Annotated in this window: 15 protein-coding genes; 7 read left to right on the forward strand and 8 right to left on the reverse strand. The window is 45.6% G+C overall.

All coding sequences use genetic code 11. From position 1 onward, the window contains the following. The first annotated feature begins 190 nt into the window (after nt 1–190). Entirely contained in the window at nt 191–850 is a 660-nt protein-coding gene (trhA, locus tag ACQ4XT_RS17175; protein WP_446854717.1) for a PAQR family membrane homeostasis protein TrhA, read from the forward strand. Nucleotides 851–978: 128 nt separating this feature from the next. Here trhA and ACQ4XT_RS17180 read toward each other — a convergent pair whose 3' ends face one another. Genes ACQ4XT_RS17180 through ACQ4XT_RS17195 form a run of 4 tightly spaced genes read right to left on the reverse strand, consistent with a single transcriptional unit; the run spans nt 979 to nt 4,945 of the window. Then, nucleotides 979–1,923: a F510_1955 family glycosylhydrolase gene (locus tag ACQ4XT_RS17180; RefSeq protein ID WP_446854718.1), complete on the reverse strand. Its 945-nt coding sequence runs from the start codon at nt 1,921–1,923 to the stop codon at nt 979–981. A 58-nt stretch (nt 1,924–1,981) separates the two neighbouring features. Next, on the reverse strand, nt 1,982–2,182 hold the full coding sequence (gene copZ / locus ACQ4XT_RS17185; RefSeq protein WP_446854719.1) for a copper chaperone CopZ: 201 nt from the start codon (nt 2,180–2,182) through the stop codon (nt 1,982–1,984). Between the two features lie 30 nt (nt 2,183–2,212). Continuing rightward, entirely contained in the window at nt 2,213–4,615 is a 2,403-nt protein-coding gene (locus ACQ4XT_RS17190) for a heavy metal translocating P-type ATPase (RefSeq protein ID WP_446854720.1), read from the reverse strand. Between the two features lie 12 nt (nt 4,616–4,627). Then, complete coding sequence (locus ACQ4XT_RS17195) at nt 4,628–4,945, reverse strand: metal-sensing transcriptional repressor (RefSeq protein WP_446854721.1); 318 nt, start codon at nt 4,943–4,945, stop codon at nt 4,628–4,630. Nucleotides 4,946–5,096: 151 nt separating this feature from the next. Between ACQ4XT_RS17195 and ACQ4XT_RS17200 the strand changes: the two genes are divergently transcribed. Continuing rightward, on the forward strand, nt 5,097–5,753 hold the full coding sequence (locus tag ACQ4XT_RS17200; RefSeq protein WP_446854722.1) for a DUF4396 domain-containing protein: 657 nt from the start codon (nt 5,097–5,099) through the stop codon (nt 5,751–5,753). Nucleotides 5,754–6,382: 629 nt separating this feature from the next. After that, nucleotides 6,383–7,843 carry a flavin monoamine oxidase family protein gene (locus ACQ4XT_RS17205; RefSeq protein ID WP_446854723.1) on the forward strand — a complete coding sequence of 487 codons (1,461 nt, stop codon included), beginning with the start codon at nt 6,383–6,385 and terminating at the stop codon, nt 7,841–7,843. 90 nt (nt 7,844–7,933) lie between these two features. On the opposite strand, the gene ACQ4XT_RS17210 is transcribed toward ACQ4XT_RS17205, so the two are convergent. Together ACQ4XT_RS17210 and fadH are read right to left on the reverse strand one after the other, a co-directional pair. Next, nucleotides 7,934–8,128 carry a DUF2197 domain-containing protein gene (locus ACQ4XT_RS17210; protein WP_446854724.1) on the reverse strand — a complete coding sequence of 65 codons (195 nt, stop codon included), beginning with the start codon at nt 8,126–8,128 and terminating at the stop codon, nt 7,934–7,936. 14 nt (nt 8,129–8,142) lie between these two features. Beyond that, nucleotides 8,143–8,910: a 2,4-dienoyl-CoA reductase gene (fadH, locus tag ACQ4XT_RS17215; RefSeq protein WP_446854725.1), complete on the reverse strand. Its 768-nt coding sequence runs from the start codon at nt 8,908–8,910 to the stop codon at nt 8,143–8,145. A 148-nt stretch (nt 8,911–9,058) separates the two neighbouring features. Here fadH and ACQ4XT_RS17220 point away from each other — a divergent pair, with 148 nt between their 5' ends. The 4 genes from ACQ4XT_RS17220 (at nt 9,059) to ACQ4XT_RS17235 (ending at nt 11,385) form a co-directional block, all read left to right on the forward strand. After that, complete coding sequence (locus ACQ4XT_RS17220) at nt 9,059–9,916, forward strand: metallophosphoesterase (RefSeq protein WP_446854726.1); 858 nt, start codon at nt 9,059–9,061, stop codon at nt 9,914–9,916. 102 nt (nt 9,917–10,018) lie between these two features. Further along, nucleotides 10,019–10,579 carry an SCO family protein gene (locus ACQ4XT_RS17225; RefSeq protein WP_446854727.1) on the forward strand — a complete coding sequence of 187 codons (561 nt, stop codon included), beginning with the start codon at nt 10,019–10,021 and terminating at the stop codon, nt 10,577–10,579. Nucleotides 10,580–10,641: 62 nt separating this feature from the next. Continuing rightward, a complete protein-coding gene (locus tag ACQ4XT_RS17230; protein WP_446854728.1) occupies nt 10,642–11,112 on the forward strand; it encodes a YkyB family protein in 471 nt (156 codons plus the stop codon). 63 nt (nt 11,113–11,175) lie between these two features. Continuing rightward, nucleotides 11,176–11,385: a hypothetical protein gene (locus tag ACQ4XT_RS17235; RefSeq protein WP_446854729.1), complete on the forward strand. Its 210-nt coding sequence runs from the start codon at nt 11,176–11,178 to the stop codon at nt 11,383–11,385. Between the two features lie 629 nt (nt 11,386–12,014). Here the strand turns inward: ACQ4XT_RS17235 and ACQ4XT_RS17240 are convergent. Both ACQ4XT_RS17240 and ACQ4XT_RS17245 read right to left on the reverse strand, forming a co-directional pair. Beyond that, nucleotides 12,015–12,920 (reverse strand): chemotaxis protein, encoded by a 906-nt coding sequence (locus ACQ4XT_RS17240; RefSeq protein ID WP_446854730.1) that lies wholly within the window; start codon nt 12,918–12,920, stop codon nt 12,015–12,017. A gap of 933 nt (nt 12,921–13,853) precedes the next feature. Beyond that, nucleotides 13,854–14,054 (reverse strand): PLDc N-terminal domain-containing protein, encoded by a 201-nt coding sequence (locus ACQ4XT_RS17245; protein WP_226588993.1) that lies wholly within the window; start codon nt 14,052–14,054, stop codon nt 13,854–13,856. Nucleotides 14,055–14,104 lie beyond the last annotated feature (50 nt).

The following is a 14,104-nucleotide window of genomic DNA, read 5'->3' on the forward strand; positions in this document are numbered from 1 at the left end:
CAGAAAGAGACGCTCTTAAGACCATTACATATTCTAACACAATTTCTACCTAAGCACGAACGCAAATTCCGACAATTCTCTCTCCAGCAATCTTCCGACTATCTATTACCCCCATTGCTGTTCTGGATAAACCTGTTTAATCCTCCATTCTTTATAAAAAAACGAATCAAGCGTATAATGGAATCAGTTCATGAAATTGGAGTTGAAAAATGTGCTGACACACACCTTTACAAAGCGCGAAGAAATAGCCAATGCCATCACCCATGGGATTGGTGCCATTCTCAGTATCGCTATGCTCGTCCTGCTTATCGTGTTCGCAAGTCTCGGAGGCAATGCCTGGCATATTACAAGTGTGACGATCTACGGGGTAACGATGCTCATCCTGTACGTATCCTCAACTCTTGTTCACAGCTTCCCACCAGGCCGTGCCAAGGATTTGTTTGAGATTTTCGACCACTCCGCCATCTATCTCTTTATTGCCGGAACATACACGCCGATCATGCTCGTTCCGTTACGAAGCACACTTGGTTGGACGTTGTTCGGCATCGTTTGGGGGATGGCCATTCTCGGAATTGTCTTCAAAGTATTTTTCGTCAAACGATTTGTAGTGATGTCGACGGTCTTTTATGTATTGATGGGCTGGTTGATTGTTCTTGCCTGGGGCCCATTGACAGCAGAAGTCCCTGCAGCAGGCATCACCTATCTCGTCGTCGGGGGCGTCATGTATTCGATCGGATCGATTTTTTACGTCTGGCGGAGCTTCAAATACCACCACATGGTCTGGCATTTGTTCGTGCTCGGCGGTTCGATTCTTCACTTTTTCTCGATTTTCTTCTATATTATCGGTTGATCCAAGACTCGCAGATGCCTCCTGCGAGTCTTTTTCTTATAACCGTTCCTAATGAAAATCGTTCGTCCGCCTGCGGGTTCCCTATGAAAAAATAAAAACTCCAATGGCATCCCATTGGAGTTTCTTCCTTATGAAACGGTTTCCCCTTTTTCAACAACCTTCTCCCAATTCTCTCCCCCATCTTCAGAAATATAGGCGGCACCATTAAAGGTATAAATGGCTATTCGGTTGTCCTTTTCTGCAAAATACATGACGGCGTCTTCGGTCAGGTCGGGAAGTGGAACATCCGAAGTGCCGGATTCTCCAATTAAATAGGAGGTCATCGTAGCTTCGCCGTTGTATAACCCATAAAATAATTCGTCTTCAGTAAAATACAGGCCTCCAGCTTGTCCAGACTCAGAAATCCTCTCAAAGCTCTGCCCGCCATTTTCACTTAAGAAAACTCCGGAATCTGTAGCAATCGCCACCGTATCACCATTCGTAGGATGGACCGCCATTTGGAAAACACCGCCCTCTATGCCTTCCGCACTGATAGACTCCCATGTCGCGCCAAGATCGGTACTTCTATAAAAACCTTGATCCAATTGAGAATTAGGCTGCTCATTGAACACGTAAACAAACTCATTGGCAAAGCCTGCCCCCATGACATGAAAGTCACTTTCCCCGACAAATGCAAGAGATTCTAAGCTCTCTTCAGAAACCTTCCCCTTCTGTAGACCCAGTGGATTTTGAAGGTCACTGGATGGAACCGGGTGACCTGAAGAGAGAAATCCGTCCTCTCTCACCTGAAAACCCATGTAATCATGAGGGTGAAAAACCGCTTCTTTCCATTCCCCCTCCTGGTATATTTTGATTCCCGTATGGGCGGCAAAAGTGAATCCTTCTTCTATATAGCCGAGACCGTGAACATGTCCGAGATTTCCTTCAAATGGTTGTAAGTATTCCTGCTTTTCTACCTTCTCTTCTGAGCTGTCCTCAGAATCCGTCGCTTCTTCTTCCACTTCCTGACTGCAAGCCCCGAGAATAGTGGCGGCTGCAAGAAAGCTCAGTGCCGCTTTTTTTAGATGACCCATAAGATTTCACCCCTTTTAAAAAATACCCCCGGAGCGTGTTACACCGGGGGTTTGTTCGTTATACCACATCGTAGCCTTGTTCTTCGACCGCTTCTCTCATTTCTACTTTATTGGCGGTTTCTGAATGAGATACTTTCACGTTACCCGTCTCAAGATTGACGTCAACAGAGCTTACGCCGTCGACTTCTTTCAAGGCTCCTTCAACAGCACTTTTACAGTGTCCACATGTCATTCCTTCTACTTTTAATGTTGTTTCCATCTTCAACATCCTTTCATTATTATTGTGCGTTTATATTTTCGCCCGCTTCAAGCGTAGGGAGTTTGTGACAACGCTGACGGAACTGAAAGCCATTGCTGCGCCGGCCACCCATGGAGCGAGAAGGCCAATCGCAGCGACTGGAATACCGGCAGAGTTATACGCAAGTGCCCAGAAGAGATTTTGACGAATGTTACGCATCGTCTTTCTGCTTAAGCGGATCGCCTGACTCAAGTGAGCAAGATCTCCACCGACAAGGGTAATGTCTGCTGTTTCAATCGCTACATCAGATCCGGTCCCGATGGCAATACCGATATCAGCCGTAGCAAGAGATGGAGCATCATTGATGCCGTCTCCAACCATGGCAACCTTTTCTCCCTGTTTCTGCAGTTCTTTCACTTTTTCAGCTTTCTGCTCAGGAAGAACTTCAGCAAAGACACCGTCAATGCCAACTTCTTCAGCGATCGCATCCGCTGTACGCTGGTTGTCTCCCGTCACCATATAGACGTTCAGTCCAATGGATTTCAAGTCAGCAATCGCTTGTTTGGAGGTTTCCTTAACTGTGTCTGCGACAGCGATGTAGCCTTTTAATTCATTTTCAACAGCGATGAACATTGCTGTTTTCCCTTGTTGTTCCAGTGTAACCAATGGATCTTCATACGAACTATAATCGATGTTTTCGCTCTGCATTAATTTTCTTGTTCCAATATAGACCCGGTCTCCGTCTACAACGGCTTTAATTCCATGCCCGGGAATCGCTTCGAACTCCACGGCGGCTGACTTATTGACACCCTTTTCCTCTCCATAATGGACAATGGCTTCTGCCAAGGGGTGTTCAGAGGATTTTTCTGCAGCAACGATGAGAGGCAGTAACGTTTCCTCATCCTCAAAGGCTACTAAGTCGGTCACTTCCGGTTTTCCTTTTGTGACGGTGCCGGTTTTGTCTAATAAAATAGTCGTTAAGCGGTGGGTGCCTTCTAAATATTCTCCGCCCTTGAACAAAATCCCCTGTTCGGCTCCTTTACCTGTACCGACCATGATTGAAGTCGGTGTAGCCAGGCCAAGTGCACACGGACAGGCAATGACGAGGACAGCAATGGCAGCTTCCAGAGCAGGTGGCCATTCTCCCGGAGAGACGATCAGGAACCACACAAGGAAAGTCAGAACAGCGATACCGACGACAATCGGAACGAAAATTCCAGAAATCTGATCGGCGGTTCTTTGGATCGGTGCTTTTGATCCTTGCGCTTCTTCCACAATTTTGACGATGCCGGATAGTGCCGTATCTTTCCCGACCTTTTCTGCTTTCATTGTGATCGTTCCATTTTTGTTGATCGTTGAACCAATGACAGGTTCCCCTTGCTGTTTATCGACAGGGATGGATTCTCCTGTGATCATCGATTCATCGACAGAGGTGATGCCGTTGACAACCGTGCCGTCGACAGGAATTTTCTCCCCTGGTTTGACGAGGATGTCATCGCCGACCTGTACATCATCGACAGGAACTTTTTCTTCATTTCCATCACGGATGACGGTCGCTTCTTTGGCCTGAAGATTCAATAACTTTGTCAGGGCAGCTGTCGTCCGGCCTTTGGCGAGCGCTTCAAAAAGTTTCCCTACAAGGATGAGGGTGATCAGGACGGCACTCGTTTCAAAATAGAGTTCAGGCGTGATCCCGGGATTCAATTGCCAGCGGATCGCTTCGACCAGGCTGTAAAAATAGGCGGCCGAAGTTCCAAGCGCTACAAGGACATCCATATTGGCACTTTTATTGGATAGTGCCCGGTAGGCTCCTTTATAAAACTGGGCCCCGATATAAAATTGGACGGGGGTTGCGAGCAGGAATTGGAACCACGGATTCATCAGCCACATCGGCACAGGAAGCCCGATATCCCAAGGTAAGTGACCAATCATCGTATAAAGGAGAGGAAAAGATAACAGAGCTGATATCCAAAGCTTCCGTTTCTTCGCTTGGATTTCCTCTTCCTTCTGCTCTTTTTGTTCTTCCCGGTTCTGCTTCGTCACCGCATGGTAGCCGAGCTTCTCTACTTTCCCAATAATGTCATCGACGGTCAGGGTATTAGGGTTGTATTCGACAACCCCCGCTTCTGTCGCTAAGTTAATGTTTGCCTCACTGACACCACTCGTTTTGGACAATACTTTCTGGATCCTTGTTGAACAGGCAGAGCAGGTCATCCCTTGAATGTCCAGCTCTACACGCTCTTTCTGAACGCCATAGCCAAGTTTTTCGATCTTGGCCTCGATATCCTCCGGCTGTACTTTGGACTCATCATAGTGGACATTCGCTTTTTCCATAGCGAGGTTGACGTTCGCTTCGACACCATCCATTTTGTTAAGTACTTTTTCAATTCGGGTGGAACAGGCAGAGCAAGTCATTCCAGTAACTCCTATATTCATCTGCTTCTGATCAGCCATTTTTACACCCCCTTATTTCGAAAACTGTTGGACGACTTTCATCAATTCATCGATCGCTTCATCACCATTACCTTTTTCAATGGCATCTTTGACGCAATGATGGGTGTGGCGCTCCAGCAAGTTGTATCCGACTTTATTCAAAGCGTTATTGATTGCTGAAATTTGTACCAGAATGTCTACACAGTAACGATCATCTTCCACCATTTTCTGAATGCCGCGAACCTGGCCTTCGATTCGTTTCAAACGATTCAATACGGCAACCTTTTCATCTTCTGTTCTCGGCTTTGCCGGTTGTTTCCCACTATCCTCGGGGAGAATACTCTCTGACATATCCACCGCCTCCTTTGGTTATTATTATATACCGGGTATGGGTATAGGAGTCAATAAATCAAGCTTATCAATTCTAAATATTTTCCGCGTTTATTTATTTACTACCTGAGGGTATAGATATTTACACGTAAAAAGTACAGAGGTGATTGGAATGTTGTCTACGATTTCTGTGACCGCTCTTGCGATTGGACTTTTATGTTCTCTTATTATTACCATCGATGTTTTAAGGCACCCGCAAATGATGAAGATCATGAATGTTGTCTGGCCGATTAATGGATGGTTCATGGGCCCTTTAGCCTTATGGACTTACTTTAATTGGGGACGTTTGAAAAGCAAGGATAATGATAAAGAAGATCATCGGGGCCGACCTGCGAAAGTGTTTGTTTCCACGAGCCACTGTTCAGCAGGCTGCACCCTGGGTGATGCTGTTGGAGTACCGATTGTCGCTTTGACAGGGATGATGATCGCCGGTTCCACATTATTTGCCCACTACACCGTTGAATTTATCCTGGCTTACTTGTTCGGCATCCTTTTTCAGTTTTATGCCATTTATCCGATGAATAAAGATCTTGGAAAAAAAGGCGCCGTCTGGGCCGCGATCAAAGCCGACTCGCTATCATTGATCGCTTTTGAAGTGGGGATGTTCGGGTGGATGGCCATCGTCCATTTCGTCCTTTTCCAGGAGCCGCCGAAGCCGAACGAGGCTACGTATTGGTTCATGATGCAGATTGCAATGATTCTCGGCTTCCTTACTAGTTACCCTGCAAACTGGGTATTGGTGAGAAAAGGAATTAAAGAAGAAATGTAAAAAAGTAAGAGCGTCAGAGAAGCTTTTCCTCTGACGCTCTTACTTTTTTTATTCTGTGGGGATTAAGTTGGAAGTGAAGCCTTTATATATAAAAGTCCGCACTCATGGCTATGAACTCTTAAATTCGTCGATCTGTATCTGAGCGAAGTAAAGGGCTGTGAGATACCAAAGGGTGACAAAGAAAACAACAAGTACGTACTTCCTTACCTCTCTCCATTTCCGCGGAAGAGATAACCTTTGGTGTTCGGTGACTTCGACTGGTTTGAAAGGAATGCTAAGCAATAAGCTCATGAAATATAAAAAGATATTTTTCATCTTTTTATTTGGCGACAGCATCGCGATTTTATAAAAGATATAAAAGAGTAAAACGGAGATTAAGAACAGATAACACATGGTAGCAATGAACGAGTAAAATTCTACCTGGGCCATACTTTTCGCTTTTGGATAAATAAAGGACACAACTTTCTATTCCGATATTCTTCAATGTGCTTCAAAATAACCATAACAGGAAGGTTGCTCCATCTTTAAAGGAAATTTGCACCAATTCATCTCTCCTCTCCCCCCTGCATGCACGTTGGAATTTTCTTTTTTTTCCAATCGTATGATAGTCAATAAAGGGGGAGATTGCAGTGAGTCATCGCATAGATCTACACAGTTACGGAGCATTAAGTTACCCCAAAGATATGCTGTCCATCATTCAAGATGGATTGCCTGTTTCGAATGGCCCACCGAAAAAAGTGGTCATCGTCGGAGCAGGCATGGCCGGCTTGGTTTCTGCTTCCTTATTGAAACAAGCAGGACATACGGTAAAGATCATCGAAGGCAACGATCGGGTCGGTGGGAGAATCTACACGTTAAGAGAACCTTTTTCAGAAGGGCAGTACCTTGATGTCGGGGCCATGCGATTCCCGAATATCCATGAGCTGATCTTCGCCTACATGCGCAAATTCGATTTGCCTATCAATGAATTCAATAATGAGAATGATCTCTATTTCGTCAATGGTGTCCAGAGTACAAGTACGACGTACATGCAAAACCCCAACGTTCTTAAATTCCCATTGAAGCCTGAAGAACAAGGAAAAACGGCGAAAGAATTGCTTTCACTTGCTGTTCAACCCTACTTGGATCTGTACGAGAATGCCTCCCCCACTGAACAAGAGCGCTTAAGAAGGAAGTTTGACCGTTATTCATTTGAAGGATTTCTCCGGTTTAATCCCTTAGGAGTTTCCTTATCTGAAGGGGCGATCAGAAAGGTCAAAGTATTGTTGGGAATCGAAGGTTTTCCTGAACTGTCCTTTGTCGATATCTTGTTGGATATTGTCCGGACCGTGTTTAATCCAGACCTCAAATTCTATGAAATCACCGGAGGGAATGATTTGCTTCCTGAAGCGTTCCTCCCTGATCTAAGTCCCCACATCTTATACAAAAGGAAAGTGCAGCAAATCTTCCAGGAAAACAATGGAGTCAGAGTCGTCGCCATCAACCGGAACACATACGAATACGAAAGTTTCAAAGGAGATTATGTGATCGTCACCGTTCCTTATTCCGTCATGCAGTTCATTGATATCATTCCTTACGATTCCATATCTTTTGAGAAGTGGAAAGCGATCAAGGAGTTGTCCTACGTTTCATCAGTAAAAATTGGACTTGAATTCAAATCAAGGTTTTGGGAGGAGTTGAAGATTGGGAATGTCCTAACAGATATTCCTTTAAGGTACACCTACTCGCCCAGCCCTGGCCGTCAGGTGATGCTTGGCAGCTATAGTTGGGGTGCGAATGCCAATTTGTGGAACAGCTTACCTGAAAGAGAAAGGATCAATGAAGCTCTCTATGGTTTATCAAAAGTTTACGGCAAGAGAGTGTACGAAGAATTTACAAAAGGGGCTTCTTACAGTTGGAGTCAAAATGAATTCTCAGCCGGATGTTTCACTTTATTTGCTCCAAATCAGGCGACTGATTTTGCGGATCGTCTCTATACACCAGAGGGGCGCATCCATTTCGCCGGTGAACATACATCCACGTTCCATGGATGGGTAGAAGGAGCCATCGAGTCTGCGATTCGGGCTGCGAATGAAGTGAACAAGAGATGAATTTAACATTGGAAGTATTCTCATAAAAAAGGTTCCTGCCCATGCATATAGAGATCATGGCAGGAACCCATTTCAAAAGACCCGGTCGTTCTATCTCAAAAACTTATCGTGTGAATCGATCATGTCGGGATTGAGTCCGGTGCTTGTCTGCGCGTCTTTCTGCATCGATTGATTACAAGATTTGCACACATAGGACGCTTCAGGATTTTTACTAATTTTCATATATTGTGGATCAGAACGGTCTAATTTGTACACCTTTTTACAAAAGAAACATTTCTTTTCCATGCACTCTCCCCTTTTTAAAAAGGAAATTTGCTGAGCCATTGGCCTCCATCAAGGGTGACGACTTCTCCATTCATATAAGCTCCTTCTTCAGAAAGAATGAACTTCGCCAAGCCTGCGATTTCCTCCGGCTTCCCTAAGCGGCCGAGAGGTACGGAAGCAAGCGTACGCTGCGCCGCTTTTTCCGATTGAAACAGTTTCTCAGCACCACCGGTACGCTCGATTGGTCCAGGAGCGATGGCATTGGCACGAATGCCGTATTTCGTTCCCCATTCGACTGCGAGTGTACGTGTCATGGTAAGCACTCCTGACTTCGCAGAAGCGGAATGGATGACGCCTGCGCCTGCATTCCAAGCATAGGTGGCGACGATATTCAAAATCGACCCTTTGATTTCATTTTCAATCCAATACTTACCGACCGCCTGGCTGCAATAAAACGTTCCATTCAAGACGATGTTGATGACGGAATTCCATCCGTTCGGAGACAACTCCTCCGCAGGTGCAATGAAATTACCAGCGGCATTATTGACGAGATGATCGATCCTCCCGAAAGCCTCCACGGTTTCTTTGACCATCCGCTCGGTATCTTCCACTTCACGGACGTCCATCTGCACGGTTAGGACATGGTCTTCTTTTCCGGCTGCGATCTGCTTCTTCGCTTCTTCCAGCCTTTCCACATTCCGGCCGGTAATCGCGACCTTCGCCCCTTCCTGCACAAACCTTTTTGCCATATGCAGTCCCATTCCACTGGAACCACCCGTAACGATGACGACTTGATTTTCCATATGTACAAACCTCCTCTTCTTGACTACTTATCTAATTCAACAAGAACAAACTGAATACCTGTTCATTTTCAAAAGAAAGTGTAAAAATTCGACGTAATCTTCCCTTCACCCATGTTATAATGGCGGAAGAATTCAGAGGAGAGACGTCATGAAAATAACGCGAAGAACCTTTATAAAACGGACACTAGCAAGCGCGGCAGCCTTGATCGGCCTCAATGCGTTCGGCTATTCGTACGCGCGGTACTTGGAACCGAATATGCTCGCGATCCGCCGCCATGAAATTGAACATGGGAAAATTCCCAGGCATTTTCATAATTTCAAAGTCCTTCAGTTCTCAGACACACACGTCGGCTTTCATTATGAATTGGATGACTTGGAGCGGCTCGTTGAAAAAATGAATGAAGAGGAAGCAGACCTCCTATTGTTTACAGGAGATCTCGTGGACGAACCACACACCTACTCTTTCCCACCCCGTCTGATTCAAATCCTGAAGAGATTGGAAGCGAAGCACGGCAAGTATTGGATCTATGGAAATCATGACCATGGCGGCTATGGAACGGAAAAAATCCGCGATGTCATGCAGCAGAGCGGCTTTCAACTTTTGCAAAATGAACATACGCTCATTGAAAATGGATCGGCCTCCTTTGCGCTTGCTGGTGTCGATGACATCATGCTCGGACAACCAGATGTAGAACGGACACTCGAAAATGTTCCCAAGGATTCTTTCACCTTACTCATGGTTCATGAGCCGGATGTTGCTCTTGAATATCAGCACTACCCTGTGGATGTCCAGTTGTCCGGACACAGCCATGGCGGGCAGGTGCAGGTCCCTTTTCTCGGCTACCTTGTCACTCCACCGTTCGCCGAGCATTTCGTCGAAGGGCACTATCCATTAGTGAACGGTTTCAACCTTTATGTGAGCCGCGGCATCGGCACGACAAGACTTCCTTACCGGTTCATGTGCCGTCCGGAATTTTCGGTATTCCGCTTAAAATCAATACAATGAACGAAACGGAACTCTTACATTTTTGTGACAGATAGAAAACAAGTCTGTCCTTTTTTCTTTGGAGTGATACACTAAAGACAATTTAGAAAGTTGGAGGATCTTATGAAACTACGATTTTGGATCAGCATCATTTTTCTCCTATCCTTCACCGCGGCCTGTGGGTCAAAGGATGTTGGAGAATTATCAGCCGTGAATCAACACGGAAAAGAAATTTCTGTGCCCCAAGCATACGCGGGAGAGTACTGGGTCGCGGATTTCATTTTCACCAACTGTGAAACCGTCTGTCCTCCAATGACTGGAAATATGTCCAGGCTGCAAGCACAATTGGAACAGGAAAATCTAGACGTTCAACTCGTCTCAGTAAGTGTAGACCCCGAGAATGACACCGAGGAAGAACTGCTTTCTTTTGCCGAGAATTATCAGCCAAATTATGAGCAGTGGGACTTTCTTACAGGTTATTCTTTTCAGGAAGTGAAAGAATGGTCCATCAAATCATTTCAGTCTCCCGTCAAAAAGATGGAAGATTCGGACCAGGTCGCACACGGAACAAGCTTTTTCCTCGTCGATCCTGATGGAAACATTGCAGAAACATACAGCGGTACGAAAGCAGAATCCGTTAAAAAAATCGTCGAAGATCTAAAAAAATATAAAAATGAATCCTGATATTGTAAAATGTTGTAAATAAACAAAAAGAGAGCTATACTTGGATGGAAAGGAGATCATAGATGAAAGACAATCAAATATCCAACCGCGAATTAGCCGAATCCCTATTCATCGTCAACCGGCATGCCAAAACTGCACCAGAACCGAGGCATCTGTATGATATTAAGAAGCATACGATTGACAAACTCCTAAATGAAAACCGCGCCAAAAAGGTCGGACTCCATTTTTCCGACCATCCGAAATTCAGCCAGCAGCACTCGACCCTCCTCATTGAAGTTGGTGGTTACTATTTCCATGTTCCTGCAACAAAGAAAGACTTTCAAGATTTGGAACACTTGGGGAAAGTCGACCAGTCCTACCGGAACCCAAAACCCAAATTATCACTGTCGAGAGCCAAGCGAACACTGTATCATTACTTGGATTGGAAGCAGCCGAAAAAGCCTGCATATTCCTTCCAAACGTCTTCTCAACCAAGTATGCTCGGCCAGCCGACAGGCAGTCCATGGAACCAGCGCAGACGAAGGCGCCCGTAAACCCTTTTCGAGGTTTCATTTCTTGAAAAATAAGGAATGGACAAGAAGAGGAGGATGATACAAATGGCTGTAAGTGAAGTCGAGGATTTTTTATATCATTTAAAGAAGTATATGGAATACACAACAGAAATGCGTGCTTCCTACGAGCACCTTTCCGATCATCACAAAAATATCGTTGTAGAGTCATCACCGACAAAAGCTGGTCCTGAAACGTTATCCAAGCATGCGTATGACTGGCACGATGAGTTGTTCGAGCGATTAAAGAAGGAATAAAAAAATCCGCCCCGGAGCGGATTTTTTTATTCCTTCTTTTGTGTACCTCTCATCCATATGCAGCAAAAGCTCCCTTTTCTTGAAGACTCGTCCCGAGACGATTGTGTGGTTCTAGGGGCTCCGGGAAAAGGTTCGCTTTCCATGGGGCGGGCGGTGAGCCTCCTCAGGCTACGCCTTCCGGGGTCTCACCGTTTCCCTCCGCCCCATTACCTTATAAGTGTCTCGAAACCATTCCTGGAATAAGCAGTATCTCCAGCTTTATGGAAGTGAAAAAAATTTAACTCCCAGCTATGTGTTTGAATCCTACAAGCTTTAGATAGAGCGCTTTATGCATATAACAGCGGATAGTAGAAGGTGATTCCCCTGAGCAATAGGGTTCGTTTCACTCATACATTGAAGGGGTGGTTGGGAAGCTGCGAGACTCCCGTGGGAGAAAGGAGATCGGCGAGATCCCGCAGGACGTAGTCCGAGGAAGCTCGCCACTCCCCCACAGGAAAGCGAGTAGATTCCCAGCCATCCCTGGCGCACAACCCGGGAAACGAACCCTGGAAAGTCTCGAATCTGAGTCTTACACACCCCTGCCATTTCCTTTAATAACAGAATGGATGTCATTAAGGGAATCTGCTTTTTCAGAGGATGTGATGATCGATAATTTTTACGAGTTCTACGATTTCCGGTTTGGAAACTTGGGCATCGGCTCCGACGATTTCTCCTTTGTGACGAAGGTCATCCGTGATCAGTGATGAGAAGATGACGACAGGGAGTTTACTCAAATCGTTATGGTCCTTCAACAAACGAGTAAAATGATGGCCGTCCATCCGAGGCATTTCAATATCAGTGATAATCAATTGATATTCCTCTTCGATTGTTTTTCCTTCTTCCAATAAATCTTTCAGATGTTCATAGGCTTCTTTTCCGTCCTCAAAAGAGATCGTATTTTCATAACCCGCTTCACTCAGCGTTTCCTGAAGCATGGCTCGAAGCATTCCCGAATCTTCGGCAATCAGAATTTTCTTTAGTGAGCGGTCCCTTTGGCCCAGTTCACGCAGCTGCTCCGCGTTAATACTGGATTCAGGATTGATATCTGCGACTACTTTTTCGAAATCAAGCAGAAGCAGCATGTCGTTATCCATTTTGATAACGCCAGTGATTTGTGTTTCCAGGCCCTGGTACATCTTATTCGGCTTCTCAATTTGTCCCCAGGAAATCCGGTGAATTTGTGTCACGGTATGTACGTGGAAGACGATCTTGGTCTTATTGAATTCTGCCAGAATAAACTTATCCTGCTTTGGGTTTTCTGATGGTGAAAACCCGAGCGCATGGGCTACATCGACGACAGGGACGACTTCCCCACGGATTTCTATGATTCCTTCCACCGATTTATGGGAATGAGGAATTTTTGTAATGGATTGAGGGTTCAGTATTTCTTTTACTTTTATAACGTTGATCCCGAAACGGTTATCGCCGATTCCGAATTCGACGATTTCCAATTCGTTCGTTCCGCTTTCTAATAAAATGCCTTGGTCCTGGTTCATGAAGCATCGTCCTTCCTTTGATAGAATCCACTCTTTATATCGTCTATCAAAGGCTAATTGTGAAGCAGTTGTGCTCGATTACTATAAGCCTCTCATTTGTTCCATATAGCTGCCTATTGTTAAAGACTCAGATTCGAGATGTTTTCGGGGTTCGTTGCTATGTTTAGTGCCAGGTGGTGGTTGGGAAGCTACTCGCTTTCCTGTGGGGATGGCGGCAAGCCTCCTCGAGCTTCGCTCTGTGGGGTCTCGCCAGCCAATCCATTCCCACGGGAGTCTCGCAGCTTCCCAACCACCCCATTCGATGTATATGAGAAACGAACCCCTAAACCAAGATGAGGAAGGTCTCCCAAACCAAAAACAGACATATAGTGCTATGTCAGGCCTTTCCCGCTGAGAATCAACACTGGGGAGAACTTTATAATATTCACCTCGCTTAAGCATACTAGCGGAGTTACTGAGAAGTGGTTTCGAGAATCTTCCATGGCAAAGGGGCGGAGGGGAATAGCGAGACTCCTATCTTAAGTGTGCAGGCACCTCGATCAGCGGCGTATGGACTGGACGGAGCTGGCGGAGACAAAGGAAACACGAAGAACGGAGTGATTCGATGTTGACTTATCGTACAGAAGCGAGGGAAGTCTCACTAGCCGCTAGGCGCCGGAACCGGATATCGAAGAGGAAAAAAGTGCATGGTGAGACCCCGCAGGACGCAGTCCGAGGAGGCTAAAAAGAATAGAGGAAGTTCGATTAAGTTCGGCACGTCCTGTGCCAACATCGAACGACCCCACTTCGTGTGGGCCCCCGCGGAAAGCGAGCTATTCCCCGCAGCCCCATCCACTCAACAAAAGTCTCGAAACTGTGTCTTCAACAATCCTGCCATGTACATGTCGTTAATAACGAAGAGCACAAAAAAAGAGCGGGAGGCCCGCTCTTTTTTTAGTCATTTCTTATAATGAGGTAAACAATCAGTCCGACTAAGGGGAAGAATAATGTACCGATAAGGACGACGAGGCTGTAGGCGGTACTTCTGCCTTTGCGGACAGAATCACGATACGCCCATACACTCGTAATAATATTCAATACCAACAACCCGACCACGAAGATTAGGAAAGTTAGAAATAAGATGCCGATTTCCATGATGTTCCTCCTCTATTCCCGTTTCTCACTTATTCTACGATTAAGAAAAG

The organism is Halobacillus sp. 12SKB, assembly GCF_052941655.1.